The organism is Labilibaculum antarcticum, assembly GCF_002356295.1.
Classification (GTDB): domain Bacteria; phylum Bacteroidota; class Bacteroidia; order Bacteroidales; family Marinifilaceae; genus Labilibaculum; species Labilibaculum antarcticum.
In genome coordinates, this window is the sequence record NZ_AP018042.1 from 1,154,709 (window position 1) to 1,180,464 (window position 25,756).

The following is a 25,756-nucleotide window of genomic DNA, read 5'->3' on the forward strand; positions in this document are numbered from 1 at the left end:
TCACTTTATTTTATTGGGTTACTCTTAGGTTGTAAATTCCTATATCCTAAAGAATATTTAACTATTAACGCAAGAAAATTAACCTATAAAACAGGTTGGGGAAAGAAAAAAATAAAAATCTATTTAAAGGATATAAAAGATTTTACAATTACAGATCACAAACTAATAATTGTACTAAAAAGTAAAGAAATCATACCTGTCAATCTCTGTTGTTTTAGCGAGAATGCAATCACGATATTGAAAAACTATTTGAATGTATAAAAAGCGGAAGACTTTTATTTCTTCCGTTTTCTGTTTATTATTTAATGGTCATCCTTGCAAAAGGAGCCGCATCTTGTTCAATAAATTCATTTTTCAGATATTTAAAATATCCCGTAATGGCAATCATTGCGGCATTATCGAGAGAATATCCCAATTGAGGAATGAAAACTTTCCATCTAAACTTATCAGCAGCTTCTTTCAATGCATTTTGCAAGCCAGAGTTGGCCGAGACTCCCCCGGCAATTGCAACTTGCTTAATCCCGGTTTCTTTTGCTGCTTTTTTAACTTTGTTCATTAAAACATCAACAATGGTGTATTGCAACGAGGCGCACAAATCATTCATGTTTTCTTCAATAAAATTCGGATTTTCTTTTATCCTGTCACGAACAAAATATAAAAATGACGTTTTAAGGCCACTGAAACTATAGTTTAATCCCTGAATTCTGGGACGGCTAAATTCAAAAGCAAGCGGATTACCCAATTTTGCATTTCGATCAATTATTGGGCCTCCAGGATACGGCAAGCCCATCACTTTTGCACATTTATCAAAAGCCTCACCCGCCGCATCATCAATGGTTTCACCAATTACTTCCATCTCTAAATGATCTTTAACCACAATTATCTGAGAATTACCTCCGGATACCAATAAAGCCAAAAACGGAAAACCAGGATGATCATACTTGCTGTTCAGATCATCAATAAAATGGGCAAGTATATGTGCCTGTAGATGATTCACTTCAATTAATGGAATATTTTTAGAAAGGGCAAAACCTTTAGCAAAAGAAGTTCCAACCATCAATGATCCCATTAAACCCGGCCCCCGAGTAAAAGCAACGGCGTCAATTTCATCTGCTGTAACTCCAGCTTTAAGCATTGCTTGATGCACAACAGGAATTATATTTTGTTGATGAGCTCTGGAAGCTAACTCTGGAACAACTCCGCCATAATCCATATGCACATCTTGGTTAGCTGTGATATTTGAATAAATTACTCCATCCCTTAATACTGACGCTGAAGTATCATCGCAAGATGACTCAATTCCTAATATGGTTATACTCATTAATTTTAATTTAAATCAGAATAAAAATGCCTTTACACACCAAAAAAGTTAAAAAAATCAAAAAACACTGCAAACACAATAATAGGTGTAATATTCTTCTACTTTTTAGCTAATTTTGTGCAACTCATAAAAAAGCAAAATTATCAAAAAATTTCTCAAAATATCAATTTGGACACTAGTGGTTATCATTATGATACCCATATTGACCTATTTGGTATTTTTGAATAGCCGGGTTCAAACCTACGCGAGCCAAAAAGTTGCAAAATATCTGTCTGAATTAACCAACACTCCAATTACTATTAAAGGCGTAAACATATCCCCCTTCAAGAGCATTATACTAAAAGGTTTATATATTGAAGATTATCAAAAAGACACTCTTGTTTATGTTGGAAACTTAACAGCAAAAATTGATTCCTTCAGCTTAAAACGTCAAAAGATTTATATCAACAAACTTACTTTAGAAAGAGCTTATGTAAATCTTAATGAAGATGAAAACAGATTGTTTAACTATGATGTTTTTTTAGATTCACTATCAAATAGGGGTGCCAAGAAGACAAGAACTGGCACAGTTCAAAAACCGTGGGGAATTTCAGTGGCTAATATTGATCTCATTAATTCCCAATTTGGATATAGCGCACCTGATACGATTCCACAAGAATTTGGCATGAATTATAACCACATTTATGTTTCAAAACTTAACCTTCAAGCCCGAGACATCCAAATAGTTGGTGATTCTGTTGATTTTCAGGTTCAACACATGAGTTGTATTGAAAAATCTGGCTTTCAAATTATTGATTTTAAAGCCAGAACATGGATCACGAATCATCAATGGGGATTAAAAGATGTCAATATTACAGCCCCGAACAGTAAATTAGAGGCTGAACATCTGTACTTCGACTACGAATCGGGCAAACAATACTGGCAGAATTTCACTAAAAAAATGAAATTGGATTTTCAAATTACATCCTCTCGCATAAGTTTTTTAGATGTTGCCTATTTTAATGATGTACTTGAGGGATTTAGGGAGACAGGATTTATTTCCGGCCATATTTATGGTACTATTGTTGATTTAAGAGGTCGTGATATTGACATTATTTATGGGGCCAACACAGTGCTTAAAGGGAAATTTTACATGAATGGACTCCCCTACATAAAAGATGCTTATCTAGAGGCGGATTTTGAGGAACTCACAACAACGATTGCTGATGTCGAAAAAGTTTATATCCCGGGTTATGAAAAGGAATACTTTAACTTGCCTGATTACTTCAACAACTTAGGTTTGATACATTATAATGGACAATTTAATGGATTTATTAATGACTTCGTTTTTTATGGTGATTTTGAAACCGAATTAGGAAAATTAGAAACAGATATTCTCTTTAAGCCTATTCCTGGAACCAGCAAATTAGACTTTAAAGGAGACCTTAAAGCAGATAATTTTGATTTAGGAGGCTTTATTGATCAGGAAAAGGTCGGTAATGTATCCTTAAATGTTAAAGTAAACGGATCTACCGAAACTAATTCTACCCAAGGTGTAATGAAAGGTAATATTAGTAAAGTAGATTTTTACGATTACGAATATAAAAACCTTGCACTAGATGGATTCTTTGCTAATTCACGATTTGATGGACAAATTTCTATTGAAGATCCTAATATAGGATTTGATTTTACCGGAAACATTGACTTTTCAAAAGAAATGCCAAGCATGAAATTTAGTTCTCATCTTCGTAATGCAAAACTCTACCCGCTGCACTTAAACACAAAAGAGCCTAAATCAGAACTTAGTTTATCTATTGATGCTAATTTTGAAGGAAAAGGATTTGATAATGCAAATGGTATCATTGAAATTACAAATACAGAATATAAAAATAGTTTAGGGGAATTTACACTCAACAAATTTACCATCAACTCATTTTCCTCTCCTGCTTTTAAAAGACTAACAGTAAACTCTGATATTTCTGATGCTAAAATAGAAGGGAATTATGAAGTTGCCCAATTAATTTCATCGGTTGCGAATATGGCCTATGTTTATTTCCCAGCCTACGCACCAGAAAAAGAATTTGTGAATACCGACAGTACAAATAATTTTAATTTCTCAATAAATTTAAAAGAAACAGAACCCATTACAAAGCTCCTGTATCCAGATATTAAATTGGCTCCAAATACTAGCTTAACAGGAAATTTAAATGCAAAAGAGCAATTAATCGAAATGCATTTTAATTCACCACTTCTAAGTATACAGGACAAATCATTTGAAGAACTCAAATTAGATCTTACTACCGATGATAAAGAGCTTGTTATAAAAGGACGTACAAATAAATTTAGCTTTTCGGATAATTTTAGATTATACAATCTATCGGAAAAAATTACTGCCTGTAATAATAATATTAGTTTAGACCTGCTCTGGAATAACTGGGATCCGGTTACCTATAGTGGTTTTATTACCGCCAAGGCGAGTGTAAAAAAGTCGAAAGAATCAAACAATCCTGTTTGGGATATTAATCTACTCCCGAGTAGTTTAATCATGGCTGATAGTATTTGGTCTATTCAGCAATCCAAACTGGTTATTGACAGCACAAGTTTTGCTATTGATAATTTTAGAATCAGTAGAGAGAATCAATACTTTGGTTTAGATGGTAAGATTTCATCCAATCCAAGCGACAGCATTAATTTTCAAATTCAGAACATTAGCTTAAAGAATTTAAATGATTTAACCCGAGAACAGAACATTGGAATTGATGGGATAGTTCGGGGCTACGTTCAAGTTTCTGACTTTTATGGTGATCGATTATCCAACTCTGACCTAATGCTGGAAAACCTTGTTCTAAATAATGATACTTTAGGCAACTTCTACCTGCTTAGTAATTGGGATAAATTCGACAAAAAACTCTCATTCTCATCCTACACTGACTACAACTCTCGCAAAGAGCTGGATTTACAAGGAAGTTATTACCCTGGGTTGGATTCCTTAAACATGGATATAAACATTGATAAAATGCGTCTGGGACTATTAAATCCTTACTTGCAAGAAAATATTTCCAACATAACAGGTAATGCCTCTGGTCATGTACATATAGAAGGTTCATCCAGTAAACCAAAATCAACAGGTTTTCTTAAATTAGAAAATGCAAGTTTCAAAATAAACGAGCTCCAAACAACCTATTCCTGTAATGACAGCATTAAAATAACACCCTCAGAATTACAGTTTAACCAATTTAAACTAATCGATTCAGATAATAACTCCGCGAGTATTTATGGCGTGATTTCTCACAATCAATTCAAAAACTTTAATTTAGACCTTGCTGTAAATGCTCTTTCTTTTAATATTCTAAATACGAAAATAACTGATAACGAACTTTTTTACGGTCAAGCCTACGTTACCGGAATTACAACACTCTTTGGTCCGGTGAATGATTTGGATATTGAGGTTAGGGCAAAAACAGATAAAAACACCAGATTATATGTTCCTCTTAACAACAGTGGAGATATTGAAGAAAGTAATTTCATCACTTTTGTTCATTCAAATCATAACGACGATGCGAATTTAGAGGAAGAAGAATACAAAATTGATCTATCCGGTATCCGACTAAATTGCGATTTGGAGATTACTCCGGAAACTGAGGTTCAAATTATTTTCGACTCAAAAATTGGGGATGTACTAAAAGCCAAAGGAGAAGGAAATTTAAAATTACAAATCGATACCAAAGGTGATTTTAAAATATTTGGAGATTATACAATTAAAACAGGAAGTTATCTTTTCACCTTGCAGAATGTTATTAATAAAAAGTTTGATTTATCAAACGGAGGAAACATTAAATGGAATGGTGATCCATACAACGCAACCATTAATATTAATGCCGTTTACAGTGTTAAAACAACCTTATACGATCTTCTTTTAAATACTCCATACATAGATAATACCAAGAAGGTACCCGTTGAATGCAATATGAACCTAAGTCAAAATCTTGAAAATCCACTTATTCGATTTGATATTAATTTTCCTACTTTAGATCAGCAAACACAAAGCATTCTGGAAGGACTATTTTCGACTGAAGATGAGATGAATAAACAAATTCTATCCTTACTTGTTTTAAACCGATTTTTTACTCCCGAGTACCTTCGATCAACAGATCCTGATTTTGAGAATAAAAATTCAAGTTATGCCGTTGGAGTCACTGCAAGCGAAATGCTTTCCAATCAATTATCAAACTGGCTTAGTAAAATCAGTAACGATTTTGATATTGGTGTAAGCTACCGACCAGGTGACAACCTGACCAGCGATGAAATTGACCTGGCTCTTTCCACACAGGTTTTTGACGACAGAATAACTATCAATGGAAATATAGGTACTGGAAATAGTCAGACCAGCAATAATGATATTATTGGTGATGTTGATGTAAACTTTAGATTGGACAAGAAAGGAAAGTTACAACTCAAAGCTTTCACTCGTTCAAATGAATATTTAGTGTACGAGGAGACGAGAAATACCCAAGGAATCGGTATTTTTTACAAAGAAGACTTCAACACCTTTTCGGGATTAATGAAAAGATACCTCAATTTCCTCAAATCAAATAAAGATAAAAAAAAATAACTAGCCGTTATCAGTAAAAGAAGTATTCTAAAATACCACATTCGATGTTTTTAAGCAGAATTAATTAGAGGTTTTTTTCTTTAATTGCCAAGGATATTGGTTAGCAAATATTGTTATATTAGTATCCTTCTAATAAAAATTAATTCATTCAAAAATAATCTATTACTATGTTTACATTAATGGTTGTGGTCTTTGTTCTCGGTTATGCGGCTATCGCACTGGAACATCCACTAAAAATTGACAAAGCAGCTCCTGCTCTATTAATCGGAGTTTTAACCTGGACTCTTTACGTATTTGGAGGAGTTGATATTCTTTCATCAGGTGTTAGTAGAGCTTGGAACGAATATGTTGCATTAAACCCAAGTGCAGATTCTCATGAGGGAATGCTTGATTTCATAACCCATCACGAGGTTTTACATCACTTATCTGAGATTTCTACAATTCTATTCTTCCTTTTAGGAGCAATGACTATTGTTGAAATTGTTGATCAACACCAAGGGTTTAAAATTATCACAGATAAGATCAAAACAACCAATAAGATAAAACTTCTTTGGATACTCAGCATTTTAACCTTTTTCATGTCTGCGGCTCTGGATAATCTTACTACGACTATCGTAATGGTAGCTTTGATCCGAAAATTAATTGATGCAAAGGAAGATCGATGGTTTTTTGCCTCTATGGTTGTATTAGCTGCTAATGCTGGAGGGGCATGGTCGCCAATTGGTGATGTTACCACAATTATGCTTTGGATTGGCGGACAAGTAACAACTTTAAAAATCATCACCGGAGTATTCCTACCTTCTTTGTTTACAATGCTTGTTCCATTAGGTATCGTTTCCTTCTGGATGAAAGGAAACATTACGCGTCCTACCACTACAAATGGAGATGAAAAAGAATACACTACCCATAAGGAACAAATTTTCATTCTTTGTCTAGGTGTGTCAGCCTTATTATTTGTTCCTGTATTTAAAACAGTTACTCATCTTCCTCCTTACCTTGGAATGCTATTTGGTTTGGGAGTAATATGGGTTGTTACAGAACTTATGCACAGGAACAAGGGAGATGAGTCCAAAAGACGTTTAATGGTAACTGGTATTTTGAAAAAAGTTGATGTGCCAACCGTACTTTTCTTTTTAGGTATATTGTCAGCCGTATCCAGTTTACAATCGGCAGGGCATTTGGATATTCTAGCCAGATATATGGATGAAAACATTCATAACATCTACATCATTAATCTAATTATTGGAGTACTTTCATCGATTGTAGACAATGTACCTTTAGTAGCAGGTGCTATGGGAATGTATTCTATCGAAGCCGCTGGAGCTGTTGGTTACGCAGCCAATTTTGTACAAGATGGTTTATTCTGGGAGTTCTTAGCATATTGTGCTGGTACAGGAGGAAGTATCTTGATTATTGGATCTGCTGCCGGTGTTGCTGCAATGGGTATGGAAAAAATTGATTTCATCTGGTATATGAAAAATATTTCACTTCTTGCTTTAGCCGGATACCTTGCTGGTGCTGGAGTTTACTATCTTGAAGCAGTCTTATTGCATTAAATTTAGAATTTCCTGTTTTTGTATGATATATCAAAAACAATAATATTAATTTAGCGAGATATAATATTCTGTATTATATCTCGTTTTTTTATGTGTAAGATTTAACTTGAAAATAGTAAATATGAATTATCTTTTGATTTTAGCTGGGATTCAAACGGCGGCACAAAATGAAGCCTTACTTGAAGGACAAGGAGCGGAAGCCACCGAAATTTCTCTTAATTTTATTGATCTAGCCTTTAAAGGAGGATGGATTATGGTTCCCATTATCGCACTATCGGCTATTGCCATGTACATCTTTTTCGAAAGATTCTACGCAATTCGAAAAGCCACAAAGGTAGATTCAAATTTTATGAATAGAATAAGCGATTACATTCATGAAGGGAAAATGGATTCCGCATTAGCTCTTTGTGAGTCGAATGATACTCCTGTATCAAAAATGATTTCGAAAGGAATTAAGCGGATCGGACGACCATTAAATGATGTTAATGCCGCTATTGAAAACATTGGTAATCTAGAGGTCTCTAAGCTTGAAAAAAACCTCCCTACACTTGCAACTGTTGCTGGTGCGGCTCCAATGATTGGATTCCTTGGAACAGTTATGGGTATGATTCAGGCTTTTTACGATATGTCGACTGCAGGTAACAACATTGATGTTTCTCTCCTATCGCACGGTATATATACAGCAATGGTAACAACAGTTGCAGGTCTTATTGTAGGGATAATCGCTTATTTTGCGTATAATATTTTGGTGGCAAAAGTTGAAAAAGTCGTTTTCACGATGGAAGCAACCACTACCGAATTTATGGATTTATTGAACGAACCAATTAAGTAATTATCAAATGGCATTAAAATCCAGAAATAAGGTAAATCCTAATTTTAGTATGTCATCGATGACAGATATTGTGTTCTTGTTGCTCATATTTTTTATGGTAACATCAACTCTTATCGCTCCCAATGCACTAAAATTACTTCTGCCTAAAAGTAAGAATCAAACGGCGGCAAAACCGATAACTACAGTTTCTATCGATAAAAAATTCAACTTTTTTATTGAAATGATACCTGTTCCGTTTTCACAATTGGAAAATCGTCTGCAAAAACGTTTGGCCAGAGAGGAAGATCCAACTATCTCCTTGCACGTTGACAAATCCGTACCTATGGAACAAGTGGTTAAAGTAATGAATATCGCTAAAAACAATAAGTACAAGTTAATATTGGCTACAAGAGCTAAATAATTTTATTAAATGAGCAATTCAAAAGGTAAGCGAATTGGATTTGTGGGGACAATATTTTTCCATGTTGGATTACTTGCCTTACTATTTTATTTAGGCTTTCATACGCCACTTCCATTGCCTGAAGAAGAAGGCATTTTAGTTAATTTTGGGAATACAGATCAAGGATTAGGAAAAGAAGATCCTGCTCCTTCCAAATCGAACACAGCAGTTACTGCTGTTTCTAAGCCTGCAGAAAAACCAAAACCACAAATAACTCAATCGGAACCTGAAAAAACAACTAGCTCAGCCAACGAAAAAATTCTTACACAGGATAGCGAAGATGCTCCTGCGATTCCATCAGCAGAGGAGATCGCTAAAAAAAAGGCTGAAATTGAGAAAAATAAAAAAATAAAAGCTGAACAGGACCGCCTGAAGAAAATTCAAATTGAGAAGAAGCGTCAGGAAGAAATAAAGCAGCAACAAGAGGCAGAAGCTGAAAGACAACGTTTGGCTGAAATTGAAAAACTTAGAAAAGAAGAAGCAGAAAGGCAGGCGAAAATTACCAACATCAACAACAAAGCAAAAAATGTTTTTGGTCAGGGAACTTCTACAAATTCATCTCAGGGCAAAACATTTCCATCGGGCAATCAAGGTTCTCCAAACGGATCTCCCGACTCTGATAATTACAATGGTTCAGGATTAGGAAATAAAGGCGTTTCCTACGATTTACAAGGCCGAAACTCGATATCTATACCTAAGCCACAATACAACTTACAAGAAAGCGGAAAAGTTGTGGTGGAAATAACTGTTGACCGAAATGGTAAAGTAGTAAATGCAAGACCAGGAATGCCGGGTTCTACAACCAGTAACTCTACCCTATTTGAGGCCGCCAGAAAGGCCGCAATGAAAGCCATTTTCAATTCTGACCCAAAAGCTTCTGCGTTTCAACAGGGTTCAATCACCTATCATTTTCAATTGGATTGATTTAAATCAATCCAAGCATTTCGTAGACTCCAAGAAACTTGAGAGAGGCAAAAATAATTACCGCCAGAAGAATATAACGTACAAATTTAGCTCCTAAACTAACAGCAAAATTAGCGGCAATATAAGCTCCAATCATATTTCCTGCAGCAAGAATAAAACCAATCTTATAATCGATCTGATCGTTCATAATAAAAATGCCTAAGGCAAATATAGTATAAAGAAGGATAATAAACGCTTTAATTGCATTCGCTTTTACAAGATCAAAACCAGCACCAAGCACCAAACCTGAAAGAAGAAAGAACCCGACTCCAGCTTGTATAAAACCGCCATACAATCCAATAAAAAAGAAAATTATAACTTGTACTATACTTGGTTTAGATCGGATTAAACCAGCTTGTCCTTTCACCCAAGCATCTGGTTTGTAAAGCACAATGAAAAACAAGAATATGAGCAAAGCTCCAATCGTTTTCTCCATCATAGCCTCATTGATTTCCACGGCCAGGCTTGCTCCAATTACAGATCCGACAATAGCTGGAAGTGCAAGCCATATCCCTTCTTTAAAGGAAAATACCTTTTGCTTTTTAAAGCTGCTAACTCCAACCATATTCTGCAATAATATAGCAATTCTATTGGTTCCATTTGCGACATTTGCAGGAAGTCCCATAAACATCAACAGAGACAAGCTAATTATTGATCCACTACCTGCCAGCGTATTTAGAAACCCAGCAAAAACGCCTACTAATACAACCAAAACATAATAATACCATTCCATAATTTCATCTTTTTTTAGATGCGTAAACTAAAGATAAAAATTGAATCGAAATATGTTTAAAAACAAAAGATTTCTGGGAATTGAATTCAAACAACATGTTGTACAGGCATTACAAAATCAATAAAAGTAAAGCACCTTACTTATTATAGAACAAAAAAAGAGGAGAAATAATTCCTCCTCTTTCAACTCGTATTTTATAAATTGGTTTAGTAAGCAAACATAGGACGTTCACACATCATTTCGTTTACACGCTCGCGAACAGAAGCAATTACTTCCTCGTTTTCAATATTACTAATTACCTCATCAATCATTTGAACGATAACCGGCATATGCTCCTCCTTTAAACCACGAGTTGTGATTGCCGGAGTTCCAACACGTAAACCAGATGTAGCAAATGGCGAACGGGTATCAAATGGAACCATATTTTTATTAATGGTAATATCTGCCTTCACTAATACATTCTCTACTTTCTTACCCGAAATTTCAGGAAATTTAGAACGAAGATCAACCAACATTGAATGGTTATCAGTTCCATCAGAAATAACTTTATATCCCAAACGCATAAATTCAGCCGCCATTACCTTTGCATTTTTTTGCATTTGAACCGCATACTGCTTGAATGAATCTGTTAAAGCTTCTCCAAAAGCAACCGCTTTAGCAGCAATAATATGCTCAAGTGGTCCTCCTTGTTGTCCTGGGAAAACAGCAAAATTTATAACCTGAGACATCATTTTAATTTCACCTTTTGGTGTTGTTTGTCCCCATGGGTTCTCAAAATCTTTTCCCATAATGATCAAACCTCCACGTGGTCCGCGAAGCGTTTTATGAGTGGTAGTAGTAACAATATGACAGTAAGGAACCGGATTACTCAACAATCCCTTTGCGATTAATCCTGCAGGGTGAGCAATATCAGCCATAAGCAAACAGCCTACCTTGTCGGCGATTTCGCGCAAACGAACAAAATCCCAATCGCGGGAGTAAGCAGACGCTCCAGCAACAATCATCTTAGGCTTGTTTTCTATAGCCAATTGCTCTAACTCATCGTAATCTACTGTTCCTGTTTCCTCTTTTACATGATATGCAACAGGATTATACAAAGTACCAGAAAGGTTTACAGGTGATCCGTGTGATAAGTGACCACCGTGCGACAAATCCAATCCTAAGAAAGTATCACCTGGTTGCAAACAAGCATAAAAAACAGCTGCATTTGCCTGAGCTCCCGAATGAGGTTGCACATTAGCATATTCTGCACCAAATAATTCACACGCTCTGTCAATAGCCAATTGTTCTGTCTGATCTACAATCTGACATCCACCATAGTATCTCTTACCTGGATATCCTTCAGCATATTTATTTGTTAGGCATGAGCCCATTGCGTCCATTACTTGCTGACTCACGAAGTTCTCAGAAGCAATTAATTCAATACCATTCTTTTGACGTAGGTATTCCTGATCAATAAGGTCGAAAATTTGAATATCTCTTTCCATTGTTGTTTGTCTTTTTCCGAAATTACTCGAAATGAATTAATGAGTTGTTAGTGTTTAAAAGGAATATAATTCCCTATTGATAAAGTATTTATTCCCCCTTGAAAAGATGATGCACCTCTAAAAAATAATAATTATATACTCCTAAAAAGTGCAAATCCAAAATTAGACAAATCGGCATATTAAAAAAATTATTTGTTGGATTATTCATCCTTAAATGAATATTTATAAAGCATATAGAAAGAAGATCTTTCCAAATACCTAAGCTTATACCAAACTTAGAAAGTTGATGAGACAAAAAAAGCAATAATCATCCTGTAAAAATCACAACTCACCTTTCAATTAAGACATAAAATCTAAATTCTACATATTCATTTTACTAGGTAAATCATTTATTGTAAATTTAACATTGAGAATAACCCAAAAAGCTAACAAATGGAAATTATAGAAACAAACCCAAAAGAAAGACCCGGACTATTAACAGCCTTGTGCATTCTTACTTTTATAGGAAGTGGATTTGGTGTTTTAAACAACATCTTTGGAATGATTATGTCCCCAATAAAGAACTTTCTTAATCCTGAGTTCTTCGAAACTGCATTGGACAATGTCGATGATGAGTTTGCCAGGAAGTTTGTTGAACAAGCTTTTGAAATAGCTCAGAAAGGGATCGAGCATATTTTTGAAATTTCCCTGACTCAATTCATATTGTATGCGGCCAGCCTAACTGGTGCCATTCTGATGTTCCAATTAAAGAAAAACGGGTTTTACATTTACACAGCAGCTCAGGTATTACTCCTTTTTGTAACTCCCGCATTTATCGGATTTAACCTATTTGTGAATATCGGAATGATGTTCGGAAGTGTATTTACCATCTTGTTTATTGCCCTTTATGCTATCAACCTTAAAAAAATGAATTAATTAATATTTCTAAATCCCTAAAAAACCAAACTAATTATGGAAGAAAATGTAACAACTATCGAAGCTCCTAAAAAAAGACCAACTTTCTTAACAGTTCTTTGTATCCTATCTTTTATAGGTAGTGGAGGTTTTGGATTATTAGCCCCTATTTATGAATATGCGACATTTGAAAGTACATATCAAACAACCTATGAACAAATGTCTACTGGTTTAGAAAATATGAGTGATGCAGGAATGGATTCCGGTTTTATGTATGAATTTACTGAAAACAATCTTATTATTTTAGAAAAAAAATCACAAGATCTTGGAACAATTACAGGTGCTACTTGTTTTTTTGCATTACTAAGTTTAATCGGCGTTTTCCTGATGTTCAAACTAAAGAGAAATGGTTTTTATCTTTATTTAGTAGCTAATCTATTTGCTTTACTAGTGCCTTTAGCTCTAATTGATTTTGATGCAACAATGTTCTTAACCATGATTGGAGGTGGATTTACAGTCCTATTTATTATTCTTTATGCTTTAAATCTAAAACACATGGAATAGTAAATCCATTTAGATAAAAATAAATAAGCCACTCCATTCGGGTGGCTTTTTTGATACTTTTTAAAATCTTTTAACTCGGAATAAAAAAAGGCAAATCCATCAATTTGTAAACACGAATACAAGTAAAATTCCTTTAGTATCCAGATACTAATCGGCAGTGATCTCAACCAAATGCTGCCGGTAAGCAGAAAACAATTTGGATTTTGACACGAATCCTACATACTTACCTTTATCCAAAACAGGTAGATTCCATGCTCCTGTCTCCGTAAATTTGCTTAATACCCTCTCCATAGAATCGGTTAAGGAAATTGAGGCGGGAGGCATAATCATGAAGCTGCTTATTGGTGTCGAGTACATTTCATCGTTGAACATGATTTCACGAACCTGATCGAGCAGAATGATTCCAATTAAATAACCTTCCTCGGTAAGTACTGGAAATATATTTCTTTTCGATTTAGATATCACTTTCACTAATTCTCCTAAATTCTTATCTTCTAAAATGGTTAATAAATCCGTTTCTATCACTTTTGAAAGCTGCATAAATCGTAAAACGGCAAGATCCTTATTGTGAGTAATCAACTCTCCTCTTTTTGCCAATTGCGCTGTGATAATTGATTCCTTTTGAAAACTCTTCGCTGTAATAAAAGAAATAGTAGTTGAGAGCATCAATGGAACAATTAACTCGTATCCTCTGGTAATTTCTGCAATCAGAAAAATTCCGGTTAATGGTGCATGCAATACTCCCCCTAAAACACTGGCCATACCAACCAGTGTAAAATTGCTTTCGGAAAGAGGTTCTCCCCATTGAAAATGGTTGTAAACAAATACGAACAGGAAACCTAACATTGCTCCGGTAAATACAGCAGGTGCAAATATTCCCCCAATTCCACCTGCTCCCAAAGTTATTGATGCAGCAATTACTTTAAAAATAACCAAAGCTCCAATAAATAGAATCACGACATACCAAACATGAGTATAATTTTCTAACAAACTCGATTGAAACACCTCTTGCAGGTCACCTCCCATTAAAGCCTTTACTATATTATAACCTTCACCATACAAAGCGGGGAAATAAAAAATAAGTATTCCTAAAGAGATTCCTCCAATCAGCATTCTGTTTCTTAGAAATTTAATCTGTTCGAATCGGCTTTCGATCCAAAGAAATGTTCGGCTGAAGTAAACAGAAACTAATCCAGACAAAATACCCAATAAAATAAAGAATGGAATATCGCTTATCTCAAAAGGGTGAATAATCGTAAACTCAATCAATATATTCTCATCTAAAAATAGCTTCGTGGTAATTGCGCCACTTACCGAAGCCATTAATAAGGGAATCAATGAGAATCTGGATAAATCAATCAGTAATACTTCCAGTGCAAAAACAATTGCAGCAATTGGAGTATTAAAAATAGCTGCAATGGCTCCAGATGCACCACAAGCCAACATCAAAGTAATCTCCTTATAATTTAAATGAAAATTACGACCCATATTAGACCCAATCGCTGCTCCCGAAGAAATAATAGGAGACTCCAAACCAATACTACCCCCAAATCCTGCAGTGATAATCGAACCAATAATAGACGAATAGGTTTTGTGAAATTTCACAATACTACTTCTCTTTGATATTGCATGTAACAGCGATGTAACATTGTGTTTCGCAAGATCACGAATGATGTACTTTTTAAATACTAAGGTAAGACCAACACCGATCATCGGATACAGAAAAAATAGATAATTCTGATAACTCCAATTGATTCCTTCCAATAAAAATTCCCTTCCACGATAAACTGCTGTCTTCAAAACAAGCGCTGTCATTCCTGAAGCAATACCAATAAGTACGCTCAGAATTAAAATAAAGCTTTGGTTGTTGATATGACGAAGTCTCCATATTAGAAATCGACGCCAACGCGTGTTTCCGATCATGAAATTTATATGGTTTAACTCCTAATTTAATCAATTGAATGTTAAAAGGAAAGCTGTATTATTGAAATCATTCAATTTCGGCATCAATTATCACCAAATAAAAACCCATTTTACAATTGCAAAATGGGTTTTAAAAATCTAATAACTAATCCTAAATTACTATTCATCTGAAAAATGTACCAAAACCCTTCTATAAACATTAAAGATTTTCGCTTTTGATACAAAGCCCAAATATTTTTCATCCTGTACAACCGGTAGGTTCCAGGCTCCTGTTTCTTCAAATTTACGCATTACCTTATCCATTGGAGCATCAACATCCAAGATGGCAGGTGGCATTATCATCAAGCCCCACACGAATGTATTATCGTACATCTCCGGACTAAACATGATGTCTCTGATATCATCTAAAAGTACGATTCCTAACAATTTTTCATCCTCATCAACAACAGGGAAGATATTTCGATGAGAATGGGAAATAATCTTTACCAATTCTCCCAAAGTAGCATTCGGATCCACTCGTTTTAAATCCGTCTCTATCACCTTACCCATTTTCATCAGTGTCAGAACCGCTTTGTCCTTATTATGAGTAATCAATTCACCTCGTTTTGCTAATCGCTTGGTATAAATTGAGTGAGGCTCAAAATACATGATAGTAAGGTAAGCTATTGTTGCTGTTATCATGATGGGAATAAACAAAGCATACCCCCCTGTGATTTCAACAATAAGAAATATAGCTGTTAACGGAGCATGCAACACACCTGCCATAACACCTGCCATACCAATCAAAGTAAAATTACTTTCCGATAACTTAACTAAATTGAATCCGTTGATTACTCTCGCTAGAAAAAAACCAGAAATACCACCCAAAAACAAAGATGGGGCAAAAATACCTCCAACCCCACCACTACTCGTGGTAACTGTTGAGGCGATAACCTTAAAAACAATAATTAAAACAGCATAACCAAGTAACAACCAGTAATGATCTTTTAAAAAATAGAAAATACTATTATTTACTAATTCAGTATAATTGCCATTAAGAAGAGCTTGAATGGTATTATAACCTTCCCCATAAAGAGAAGGAAATAAAAAGATCATAACCCCAAGTAGAATGCCTCCTACCAACATTTTACGATAACAATTGGTTATCTTATCAAAAATCGTTTCCAAATACATTGAGAAACGTGTAAAATATAGAGAAACCATACCTGCAAAAACTCCCAAAATAATATAATATGGAATGTTATTAATTACAAAAGGCTCTTTTACAGCATAAGATAGCAAAAACACTTTTCCCATAAAGAAATAGGATACACTGGCTGCACTAATCGATGATATCAGCAAAGGTATTAGAGAAGCCATTGTTAGATCTAACATTAAGACTTCTAAGGTAAAAACCATACCTGCAATTGGCGCATTAAAGATACCTCCAATTGCTCCTGCGGCACCACATCCAACCATTAGTGTAATAATTTTTTGGTTCATGTGAAACATACGTCCCAAATTGGAACCAATAGATGCTCCCGTTAACACTACTGGTGCCTCCGATCCAACCGATCCTCCAAAAGCGATAGTTAAAGTACTGGCAATAATGGATGAATAATTATTATGTGATTTTATATGAGAATTTTTCTTCGAAATAGCATACAAAATACGAGAAACTCCATGTCCAATATTATCCTTCACGAAAAATTTCACAAACAATACGGTCAATAATATTCCTATTGCCGGATAAGCCAAATACAAAAGGTTAGCAGAATCTACATGCAATCGGTGAGTTAAAAAGTGGTGTGTAAAATGAATGGTGTTCTTTAATACAAGTGCTGCTATGCCACTTAAAAGACCAACTAAAAAACTTAATAACAGAACGAATTGTCGCTCCTTGATGTTCTTCACTCTCCAAATTAAAAACCGGGAAAGCAAGCTTTTATTCTTCATTTCAAAAAAAATAAACGTTTACGTCTAACGACATTATTAATACGTATAGGTCGAATGGCTGAAGAAGTCAGGCGACCCAATAGAGAATTACATAAAAAAATCCAGCGATCATATTAATCTTATGTATCCCATTGATTATCTGAGCTTATTAGACAAAACACCTACATAACAGCTCTTCAAATGGAGTGCAAAAGTAATGGATAATTAATAAGGAGAAAACCTTTTGAGAGTAAATTTTAAAAACTTTTCATCAACACCACTAATGCATTGATATATAGAGCAAACAAAGCAAACGTTTGTTATGAATGAAGGCTCAGAAACAAGCTTGAATTTCGATTTTATTAATCTTCGGAAAAATGTTTTAACATGCGTCGGTAAGTCGAAAAAATTTGCGCGCGAGACACACATCCACAATACTTACCTTCATTAAGAACAACCAGATTAAATTTATCGGAATATTGATATTTACTAGCCACATCCGCCATCGACTCGTCGTGCTGGATTACAACCTCAGGAATGATCATTAAATCCCGCACAAAAACTTTATCGTACTTTTCAGGCTGAAACATGATTTCACGAATATCATCCAACTTAACGATGCCTTGGAAATTGTTCTCTTCATCAATTACAATAAAAATATTTCGATGTGCTATGGCAATTACCTTTACCAAATCTCCTAAAGTTGCATCTGAATTTACAGTATTAAAATCTTTCTCAATTAACTTAGTAACCCGCATTAACGACAATACATTTTGATCTTTATCATGAGTCATTAATTCTTTACGCCTTGCCAATTGAATAGTATACACAGAATGAGTTTCAAAAGTTTTTACTGTTGCGTAGGAGATAGTAGCCGTGATCATTAAGGGAACAAATAATTGATAACCACCTGATATATCTGCAATTAAAAACAATCCTGTTAAGGGTGCGTGTAATACTCCCGCAATCATTCCGGCCATTCCAATAAGAGCGAAATTATTAACCTCTAGATTTCTTAACCCTAAGGACTGCACAATTTTGGCAAACAAAACTCCCGCATTGACACCCATAAAAAGTGTTGGTGCAAAAATTCCACCTACTCCACCCGCTCCAAAAGTTATCGAAGAAGCAATTACTTTAAAAAAGATTACCAGAATCAACAAAACAACAACCATCCAAAATTCATCCTTAAAAGGATAAAAGAATGAATTATTGAATAAATATGAATAATCACCTGAAAGTGATGAGTTTATAGCTTCGTATCCCTCACCAAATAAAGCCGGAAAAAAGAAGATAATAAGTCCAAGAGATAAACCTCCAAAAATTAACTTTTTATAAGTTGATTCAATTTTCTCGAAAATACCATGTATAAACATGTAACATTTCGTAAAATAAGTTGCTATCAAACCTGTGAAAATCCCCAAAGCAATATAGTATGGGATATCCGACATATCAAATACATTCTCTACTTTAAAAGGATACAAAACATCCATTCCTAAAAAGAAGTAAGAAGTAATTACAGCAGAAGCTGATGCCAGCAAAAGAGGAACCAAAGACCACATGGTCAAATCAAGCATGATCACCTCCAATGCAAATACTATTGCCGCAATTGGAGCTTTAAAAATAGCCGCCATTGCTCCCGCACAAGCACAACCTAAAAGTAATGTAACATGTTTGTAATTTAAATGAAATAAGCGACCAATATTTGATCCCAAAGCTGCTCCGGTCGCTACAGACGGTCCCTCCAAACCAACAGAACCACCAAATCCTACAGTAAAAGCAGATGTTACAATTGACGAGAACATATTGTGACGGCTAATATGAGCATTTGTTTTAGAGATGCCATACAATACATTAGGAATACCATGCCGCACCGGACGTCTTATTACATATTTTATAAATAAAACGGCCATCAAAATTCCAATAGTGGGATAAACGACGTATAATATATTTTTATATTCAGGAGAAGAATTATTCTGAAGTAGAGAACTAATAAAATGAACCAAATGTTTAATTATAACAGCTGCAATTCCAGAGGTTATACCAATAAGCACGGCTAACATCATAATAAACTGGCGGATACTAATGTGCTTTAAACGCCAAACTAAAAAACGACCCAATAATGATTTTTTCTTCACTCTTACAAGATAATAATGTCAATTTAAAATATGAACTTATTTAATTGACAAATGTTAGTCACTTTCACCTTAATGATGCTTAAAATAAGGAATATCTCGCTCAAGATACAAGAAGCAACTCCCAAAAAGGAATAATAATACCTTCTATTTTGAAATATATAATAGATCTAAAGAACATCCATCCTATTTTCATTAGTATGCCTCAATTAACAACAACTTATAGTGTATGCTTAAAATCATACTTCGAAGTCTTATTCTTATCGAGAATTTTTCTAAATTTGCATCACACTTTATTCCTATCAATAGACACAAGCATACAATCTTTGTTCTTGTGTCTTTTTTTAATTGAATCACCTTAGATTTTATAGATAATGACAAATAGAATAACATCTCTTTTTAATATCGAATTGCCAATTATTCAAGGTGGAATGGTTTGGTGTTCAGGTTGGAAACTGGCAACAGCAGTTAGTAATGCTGGAGGACTTGGATTAATTGGTGCCGGATCGATGCACCCAGATATATTTCAGGAACATATCCGGAAAGCCAAAGCTGCAACCAACAAACCATTTGGTGTTAATGTTCCTCTGCTATATCCTGAAATAGACCAGATAATGGATATCATCGTAAAGGAAGGTGTTAAAATTGTATTTACATCAGCTGGAAGTCCTAAAAAATGGACTCCTTTTTTAAAGAAACATGGAATTACAGTAGTGCACGTAGTATCAAGTGCATTTTTCGCTAAAAAATGTGAAGATGCTGGTGTTGATGCAGTTGTTGCCGAAGGTTTTGAGGCAGGAGGTCATAACGGAAGAGAGGAAACAACTACAATAACATTAATTCCTTCGGTTAGAAAAGCGATTCAATTGCCATTGATTGCAGCAGGCGGAATAGGATCTGGAGAGAGCATGTTATCGGCGATGGTGTTAGGGGCTGATGGTGTGCAAATAGGAACCCGTTTTGCAATATCTGAAGAATCGTCGGCTCACGAAAATTTTAAAAAATCGGTACTGGAACTAAGTGAAGGCGGAACAAAACTGGCTCTAAAAAAGTTAGCTCCTACTCGTTTGGTTAAAAATCATTTTTTCAATCAAGTGAATGAAGCGGAATGCAGAGGTGCATCCCCGGAAGAGATGAAGGAAATATTAGGAAAAGGCCGTGCTAAAAGTGGCATGTTTGAAGGAAATTTAGAGGAAGGCGAATTGGAGATTGGACAGGTTTCAGCCCTAATCAATAAAATACAACCGGTTTCTGAAATTATAGATCAAATAAAACAAGAGTATCAAGAAAGTCTGGCTCAATTGCAATCAGATAAATATACATTTTAAGACGTATCCATTCTTAAATCACAAAAGAAAAAATATGATCGAATTTGATAAATTTACACTTAAGAATGGCTTGCGGGTAATTGTGCATCGCGACGAAACCACCCCAATGGCTGCCGTAAATATATTATACAATATTGGAGCGAAAGATGAAAATCCTGAACGAACCGGATTTGCTCACCTTTTTGAACACTTAATGTTTGGAGGATCGGTTAACATTCCCAACTACGATGAACCCTTACAGTTGGTTGGCGGTGATAATAATGCGTGGACTAACAATGACATTACAAACTACTACCTGACTGTTCCCAAGGCAAATTTAGAAACGGCTTTTTGGTTGGAATCCGACAGAATGCTTAGTCTTGCTTTTAGCGAAAAAAGTCTTGAAGTACAGCGCAGTGTTGTTATCGAAGAATTTAAACAACGATATTTCAACCAGCCTTACGGTGATGTTTGGTTGCATCTTCGCCCTCTGGCTTATAAAGAGCATCCTTATCAATGGCCAACAATAGGAAAATCTATCGATCATATTGAAAAAGTTACTTTAGAGGAAGTTAAGGATTTCTTTTTTCACCATTACGCACCTAACAATGCAATAATGGTTGTTGCAGGAAATGTAGATACTCAACAAGTAAAAGAACTATCTGAAAAATGGTTTGCTCCAATTGAACGAAGAGAGGTTCCTGAAAGAAATCTTCCTGTAGAACCGGTTCAAAATGAATTTCGTAGTAAACGAATCGACAGTAATGTTCCTTTCGATGCCATTTATATGGCTTTCCATATGGGAAAAAGAATGGATGAAGATTTCTATATTGTTGACTTGGTTTCCGATGTATTATCCAACGGACAATCTTCCAGAATTTTCCAATCCTTAGTAAAAGAGAAGAATTTATTCTCCTCGATTGATGCATACATCACTGGTGAATTTGAGCCAGGATTATTTTTGGTAACAGGGAAACTTGTTGAAGGAGTTACCATGGAAAATGCAGAAGCAGCCATTTGGGAAGAATTGAATAGAATAGCTACGACAAAAGTTGATGCGTACGAACTTCAGAAAGTAAAAAACAAGGTGGAATCGACTTTGGTGTTTTCAGAAATCAGCTACTTGAACAAGGCTATGACTTTAGCTACACATGAATTACTTGGCGAAGCCGATGATATTAATAAAGAAGTAGATAAATATCAGAAAGTAAGTGTTGATGATATTTTAAATAGTTCAGCCAAACTTTTCAGAAAAGAAAATTGTTCTACACTCTACTACTACTCAAAAAAATAGGAATGGAAAATTTACATAGAAATACAGCTCCGAAATTCAAAACGGTAGACAGCATCGAAATTCTACCATCACAAAAACATTCGTTGAGCAATAATATTCCCGTTCACATTATCAGCGGTGGTAGTCAGGATGTTGTAAAAATAGAATTCATTTTTAATGCTGGAATTTGGCATCAGAAAAAGCCGTTAATTGCCACTTTAACAAGCACAATGCTTAACGAAGGAACCAATTCGATGACGGCATCTGAAATTGCAGAAAAATTTGATTTTTTAGGAGCTCACGTCGGGTTTTCAGCCAGCAAACATGATGCAAATGTTACGCTATACAGTTTAAAAAAACATTTTTCGGAGACTCTTACTTTAACCGCAGATCTGATTAAAGATTCCATTTTTCCAGAGAAAGAGTTCAGTACAATTCTAACCAATAAGAAACAGCAATATCAAATTGAACATCAGAAAACAAATGTTTTAGCTAAAGAGAAGTTTACACAGATGATTTATGGAGGAAATCATCCTTACTCAAATACCTATGACATTAGTGAATTTGATAATTGCAAAAGACAAGATATAATTGATTTCTACAAAAAACATTACACACCTAGCAATTGCCTCATAATAATAGCTGGTAAGGTGGATGATAATGTATTGGCTCAGGTTGATTATTTATTTGGTGAAGGTAAATGGACAGATCAAAGTAAATCTGCTGATTGTAAGCATGAAATCATAGAATCAAAAGAAAAATCAGCCTTCGTGTGCAAGAATGATGCTGTTCAATCTACGATTCGAATTGGTCGAAAACTATTTACAAAAACTCATCCGGACTATACAGGAATGCAACTCCTGAATTTAATATTAGGAGGCTATTTCGGATCGCGTTTAATGCAAAATATCCGAGAAGACAAAGGTTATACCTATGGAATCAACTCCATTATAATCTCACATTTAAAAGATGGCCATTTTACGATTGTTACTGAAGTTGGTGCCGAAGTTTGTAAAGCTGCAGTTCAAGAGATATTCATTGAAATTGAACGACTAAGGGAAGAAATCGTCTCAGAAGAAGAACTAACTTTAGTGAAAAACTATATTTCCGGCGAAATGCTTAGGAATTTAGACAGCCCTTTTGCCTTATCAGATGGTTTAAGAGGAAACTTACCATTTGGCTTTGACAACAGCTATTTCCAGAAGTTTATTAAAGATCTAAAGGCAGTTACAGCTAAAAAATTACTTGATTTGGCAAATGAATATTTAAAACCTGAAGATTTATACCTGATAGTAAGTGGACCAAAGGAATGTGAAGAAGCAATTGTATTTCCCAAGTAATCCTTTTTTTACCAACAAGATTATTTATTGATTTAACATCTAATAAATTGTTGTAAAACTTCATATATCTGAGATTATAATATTAAAAAAAGGCAAACAAGTCCTTTATTTAATGTTAGAAAATTATTAGATTTCGGTACATTTAAGCAAAGCAATAAACAACGCGAAATAAATAGGTTTTTATGAGTGGTGAGACCGAAAAAGATAAACAACTAATACTTGATGCTTACGAGGAACTTTTAAAGCATTGCAAAAGAAGTCGCGAAGCTGAAAGTAAGCAGATAATAGATAAGGCTTTTCATTTTGCATGGGAAGCTCATAAAGGTGTGCGCCGTAAATCTGGAGAACCTTATATTTTACACCCTATTTCGGTCGCTCAAATTGTGGCTAAAGAAATGAGCCTGGGAACCAAATCCATTGTAGCAGCGTTGTTGCATGATGTTGTTGAAGATACAGAATACACTCTCGATGATATTCAAAATCACTTTGGCGAAAAAATAGCTCAAATTGTTGATGGTCTTACCAAAATATCAGACGTATTTGATCAACAAACTTCGATGCAGGCAGAGAATTTCAGAAAAATGCTTTTAACACTATCGGACGATCTAAGGGTTATTCTGATAAAAATGGCGGACAGATTGCATAATATGCGTACTCTGAACTCCATGCCTTTGCGCAAACAAATGAAAATTGCCGGAGAAACTCTATTCCTTTTTGCTCCTTTGGCACATCGAATGGGCTTATATGCTATTAAATCGGAATTGGAAGATTTAAGTCTGAAATATGAACATCCTGATGATTTTGAAAATATTTCGAAAAAAATAGTAGAGCAAGAAGAAAGACAACTAAAAATAATTCGAAAGATAATAGCTCCTATTAAGGCGAAACTTAAAGAAGCAGATATTAAATGCACCATTAAGAACAGACCCAGATCAATTTTCTCAATTTGGAATAAGATTGAAACTCAGAACAAGAGTATTGAAGAAATTTACGATCTTATTTCTGTTCGAGTTGTTTTCAAACCTGATCCAAATATCTCGGAGAAAAATCAATGCTGGAATATCTATTCACTCATTACTGATATTTACAAACCTAAACCTGAACGTATCAGAGATTGGGTTAGTACGCCTAAAGCCAACGGTTATCAAGCATTGCACGTAACAGCAATGGGGCCTCAAGGAGATTGGATCGAATTTCAAATCCGAACAGAGAAGATGGATGATATTGCAGAAAAAGGCTTTGCTGTTCATTCGAAATACAATACAAGTGGCTCTGGCGAATCAGAATTAGACAAATGGCTTACCGATGTTCGTGAAATTTTAGATAATCCCGAAGCTGATGCTATGGCTTTTCTGGACGAATTTAAATTGAATTTATTTTCAAAGGAAATTCAGGTTTTTACACCCAAAGGTCACATTCGCACATTACCGAAAAAAGCTACAATACTTGACTTTGCCTACGACATTCATACCGATATTGGAAATCACTGTATTGGTGCGAAAGTAAATCATAGACTGGTACCATTGAGCCATGAATTAAAAAGTGGTGATCAGGTTGAAATTTTAACCTCTGAAAAACAGGTGCCAAAATACGAATGGATCGAATTTGTAATCACCGCCCGAGCAAAGTCGAAAATTAAATCAGCCTTTAAAAGAGAGAGAAAAGAATACACCTTTAAAGGGGTTCGAATGATTGAAGATCAATTGCTGGATAGTGGTCTTAAATTAAATGCGAATGCATTTCGCAAAATGCTGGAATATTACAAACTCTCGAATAAAGAAGAATTGTTTTACAAGGTTGGATTAGGAAAAATAGATATTAATGAAATTGATGGCGTAGTTCGAAAAAAATCGAAAAGTAAATTCATTAAGTATTGGAAACTTCAGTTTTTTGGTGACTCGAAGGGGAATAATGAAAAAGAAGTTCTTGAAATTCCTGACACAAAACCAGAACTTGATAAAAAGAAAACTCTTATGCTTACAGAATTAGCAACTAACGAGAGTTATAAAATAGCAACTTGTTGCAAGCCAATACCTGGCGACGAAGTTCTTGGCTATCTGGACATGGCCAATAATGTGACCATCCATAAAAGGAAATGTCCCAATGCATTAAAATTAATGTCGAGCCAAGGTGATCGGATTCTTGCCGCAGACTGGACCAGTCATAGATTAATGTCTTTTTTGGCCATTATCGAATTAACAGGAATCGATAAAATTGGCATTGTGAATGAAGTTACAAATGTTATTTCAAAAGATCATGATGTAAATATGCGATCATTGCACTTTGAAAGTCATGATGGTGTGTTTGAGGGCTTAATCCATCTCTATGTTCACAATACTGAAGATCTTAACAATTTAATTTTGAAACTAATTAAGGTAAAAGGTCTTGATAATGTGAAACGTATCGAAAATATTGAAGAATACAGCTAAATTAAAATTTATTCTAAATAAGCTTTTAGTTCTAAAAAAAATCAGTATTTTAGAC

General features: G+C 34.8%; 17 protein-coding genes. 11 read left to right on the top strand and 6 right to left on the bottom strand.

From position 1 onward, the window contains the following. Positions 1-298: 298 nt before the first annotated feature. The gene (gene tsaD, locus ALGA_RS04245; RefSeq protein WP_096428152.1) at positions 299-1,321 is read right to left on the bottom strand and encodes a tRNA (adenosine(37)-N6)-threonylcarbamoyltransferase complex transferase subunit TsaD; all 1,023 of its coding nucleotides are present in this window, start codon (positions 1,319-1,321) and stop codon (positions 299-301) included. Positions 1,322-1,511: 190 nt separating this feature from the next. Between tsaD and ALGA_RS04250 the strand changes: the two genes are divergently transcribed. The 5 genes from ALGA_RS04250 to ALGA_RS04270 all read left to right on the top strand — a co-directional run bounded on the left by ALGA_RS04250 (position 1,512) and on the right by ALGA_RS04270 (position 9,663). Next, positions 1,512-5,912 (top strand): translocation/assembly module TamB domain-containing protein, encoded by a 4,401-nt coding sequence (locus ALGA_RS04250; protein WP_096428153.1) that lies wholly within the window; start codon positions 1,512-1,514, stop codon positions 5,910-5,912. 167 nt (positions 5,913-6,079) lie between these two features. Continuing rightward, positions 6,080-7,468, top strand: coding sequence for a sodium:proton antiporter NhaD (nhaD, locus tag ALGA_RS04255; RefSeq protein WP_096428154.1), 1,389 nt, complete (start codon positions 6,080-6,082; stop codon positions 7,466-7,468). 121 nt (positions 7,469-7,589) lie between these two features. Continuing rightward, positions 7,590-8,300, top strand: coding sequence for a MotA/TolQ/ExbB proton channel family protein (locus ALGA_RS04260; protein ID WP_096428155.1), 711 nt, complete (start codon positions 7,590-7,592; stop codon positions 8,298-8,300). A 7-nt stretch (positions 8,301-8,307) separates the two neighbouring features. Beyond that, a complete protein-coding gene (locus ALGA_RS04265; protein WP_096428156.1) occupies positions 8,308-8,700 on the top strand; it encodes an ExbD/TolR family protein in 393 nt (130 codons plus the stop codon). A gap of 9 nt (positions 8,701-8,709) precedes the next feature. Next, a complete protein-coding gene (locus ALGA_RS04270) occupies positions 8,710-9,663 on the top strand; it encodes a cell envelope integrity protein TolA (RefSeq protein ID WP_096428157.1) in 954 nt (317 codons plus the stop codon). Position 9,664: 1 nt separating this feature from the next. Here the strand turns inward: ALGA_RS04270 and ALGA_RS04275 are convergent, their stop codons facing one another. Both ALGA_RS04275 and glyA read right to left on the bottom strand, forming a co-directional pair. Then, positions 9,665-10,435, bottom strand: coding sequence for a sulfite exporter TauE/SafE family protein (locus ALGA_RS04275; RefSeq protein ID WP_096428158.1), 771 nt, complete (start codon positions 10,433-10,435; stop codon positions 9,665-9,667). A gap of 206 nt (positions 10,436-10,641) precedes the next feature. Beyond that, positions 10,642-11,922: a serine hydroxymethyltransferase gene (gene glyA / locus ALGA_RS04280; protein WP_096428159.1), complete on the bottom strand. Its 1,281-nt coding sequence runs from the start codon at positions 11,920-11,922 to the stop codon at positions 10,642-10,644. A gap of 432 nt (positions 11,923-12,354) precedes the next feature. On the opposite strand from glyA, the gene ALGA_RS04285 reads away from it, so the two are divergent. Both ALGA_RS04285 and ALGA_RS04290 read left to right on the top strand, forming a co-directional pair. After that, on the top strand, positions 12,355-12,837 hold the full coding sequence (locus ALGA_RS04285; RefSeq protein ID WP_096428160.1) for a hypothetical protein: 483 nt from the start codon (positions 12,355-12,357) through the stop codon (positions 12,835-12,837). Positions 12,838-12,873: 36 nt separating this feature from the next. Beyond that, the gene (locus ALGA_RS04290) at positions 12,874-13,380 is read left to right on the top strand and encodes a hypothetical protein (protein ID WP_096428161.1); all 507 of its coding nucleotides are present in this window, start codon (positions 12,874-12,876) and stop codon (positions 13,378-13,380) included. A 147-nt stretch (positions 13,381-13,527) separates the two neighbouring features. On the opposite strand, the gene ALGA_RS04295 is transcribed toward ALGA_RS04290, so the two are convergent. The 3 genes from ALGA_RS04295 to ALGA_RS04305 all read right to left on the bottom strand — a co-directional run bounded on the left by ALGA_RS04295 (position 13,528) and on the right by ALGA_RS04305 (position 19,355). After that, positions 13,528-15,303, bottom strand: a complete 1,776-nt coding sequence (locus ALGA_RS04295; RefSeq protein ID WP_096428162.1) for a chloride channel protein — start codon at positions 15,301-15,303, stop codon at positions 13,528-13,530. 159 nt (positions 15,304-15,462) lie between these two features. Further along, on the bottom strand, positions 15,463-17,238 hold the full coding sequence (locus ALGA_RS04300; RefSeq protein ID WP_096428163.1) for a chloride channel protein: 1,776 nt from the start codon (positions 17,236-17,238) through the stop codon (positions 15,463-15,465). Between the two features lie 341 nt (positions 17,239-17,579). Continuing rightward, positions 17,580-19,355 (bottom strand): chloride channel protein, encoded by a 1,776-nt coding sequence (locus ALGA_RS04305; RefSeq protein ID WP_231706055.1) that lies wholly within the window; start codon positions 19,353-19,355, stop codon positions 17,580-17,582. A gap of 371 nt (positions 19,356-19,726) precedes the next feature. Between ALGA_RS04305 and ALGA_RS04310 the strand changes: the two genes are divergently transcribed. The 4 genes from ALGA_RS04310 to ALGA_RS04325 all read left to right on the top strand — a co-directional run bounded on the left by ALGA_RS04310 (position 19,727) and on the right by ALGA_RS04325 (position 25,701). Further along, positions 19,727-20,680 (top strand): NAD(P)H-dependent flavin oxidoreductase, encoded by a 954-nt coding sequence (locus tag ALGA_RS04310; RefSeq protein ID WP_096428165.1) that lies wholly within the window; start codon positions 19,727-19,729, stop codon positions 20,678-20,680. A 34-nt stretch (positions 20,681-20,714) separates the two neighbouring features. Then, complete coding sequence (locus ALGA_RS04315; protein WP_096428166.1) at positions 20,715-21,953, top strand: M16 family metallopeptidase; 1,239 nt, start codon at positions 20,715-20,717, stop codon at positions 21,951-21,953. A 2-nt stretch (positions 21,954-21,955) separates the two neighbouring features. After that, positions 21,956-23,272 (top strand): M16 family metallopeptidase, encoded by a 1,317-nt coding sequence (locus ALGA_RS04320; protein WP_096428167.1) that lies wholly within the window; start codon positions 21,956-21,958, stop codon positions 23,270-23,272. A gap of 182 nt (positions 23,273-23,454) precedes the next feature. Next, positions 23,455-25,701, top strand: a complete 2,247-nt coding sequence (locus tag ALGA_RS04325; RefSeq protein ID WP_096428168.1) for a RelA/SpoT family protein — start codon at positions 23,455-23,457, stop codon at positions 25,699-25,701. Positions 25,702-25,756: the final 55 nt, after the last annotated feature.

Bases quoted from the DNA above. Each gene is read 5' to 3' on its own strand.
- tsaD (WP_096428152.1), bottom strand. From the start codon at position 1,321: ATGAGTATAACCATATTAGGAATTGAGTCATCTTGCGATGATACTTCA.
- ALGA_RS04250 (WP_096428153.1), top strand. From the start codon at position 1,512: ATGATACCCATATTGACCTATTTGGTATTTTTGAATAGCCGGGTTCAA.
- nhaD (WP_096428154.1), top strand. From the start codon at position 6,080: ATGTTTACATTAATGGTTGTGGTCTTTGTTCTCGGTTATGCGGCTATC.
- ALGA_RS04260 (WP_096428155.1), top strand. From the start codon at position 7,590: ATGAATTATCTTTTGATTTTAGCTGGGATTCAAACGGCGGCACAAAAT.
- ALGA_RS04265 (WP_096428156.1), top strand. From the start codon at position 8,308: ATGGCATTAAAATCCAGAAATAAGGTAAATCCTAATTTTAGTATGTCA.
- ALGA_RS04270 (WP_096428157.1), top strand. From the start codon at position 8,710: ATGAGCAATTCAAAAGGTAAGCGAATTGGATTTGTGGGGACAATATTT.
- ALGA_RS04275 (WP_096428158.1), bottom strand. From the start codon at position 10,435: ATGGAATGGTATTATTATGTTTTGGTTGTATTAGTAGGCGTTTTTGCT.
- glyA (WP_096428159.1), bottom strand. From the start codon at position 11,922: ATGGAAAGAGATATTCAAATTTTCGACCTTATTGATCAGGAATACCTA.
- ALGA_RS04285 (WP_096428160.1), top strand. From the start codon at position 12,355: ATGGAAATTATAGAAACAAACCCAAAAGAAAGACCCGGACTATTAACA.
- ALGA_RS04290 (WP_096428161.1), top strand. From the start codon at position 12,874: ATGGAAGAAAATGTAACAACTATCGAAGCTCCTAAAAAAAGACCAACT.
- ALGA_RS04295 (WP_096428162.1), bottom strand. From the start codon at position 15,303: ATGATCGGAAACACGCGTTGGCGTCGATTTCTAATATGGAGACTTCGT.
- ALGA_RS04300 (WP_096428163.1), bottom strand. From the start codon at position 17,238: ATGAAGAATAAAAGCTTGCTTTCCCGGTTTTTAATTTGGAGAGTGAAG.
- ALGA_RS04310 (WP_096428165.1), top strand. From the start codon at position 19,727: ATGACAAATAGAATAACATCTCTTTTTAATATCGAATTGCCAATTATT.
- ALGA_RS04315 (WP_096428166.1), top strand. From the start codon at position 20,715: ATGATCGAATTTGATAAATTTACACTTAAGAATGGCTTGCGGGTAATT.
- ALGA_RS04320 (WP_096428167.1), top strand. From the start codon at position 21,956: ATGGAAAATTTACATAGAAATACAGCTCCGAAATTCAAAACGGTAGAC.
- ALGA_RS04325 (WP_096428168.1), top strand. From the start codon at position 23,455: ATGAGTGGTGAGACCGAAAAAGATAAACAACTAATACTTGATGCTTAC.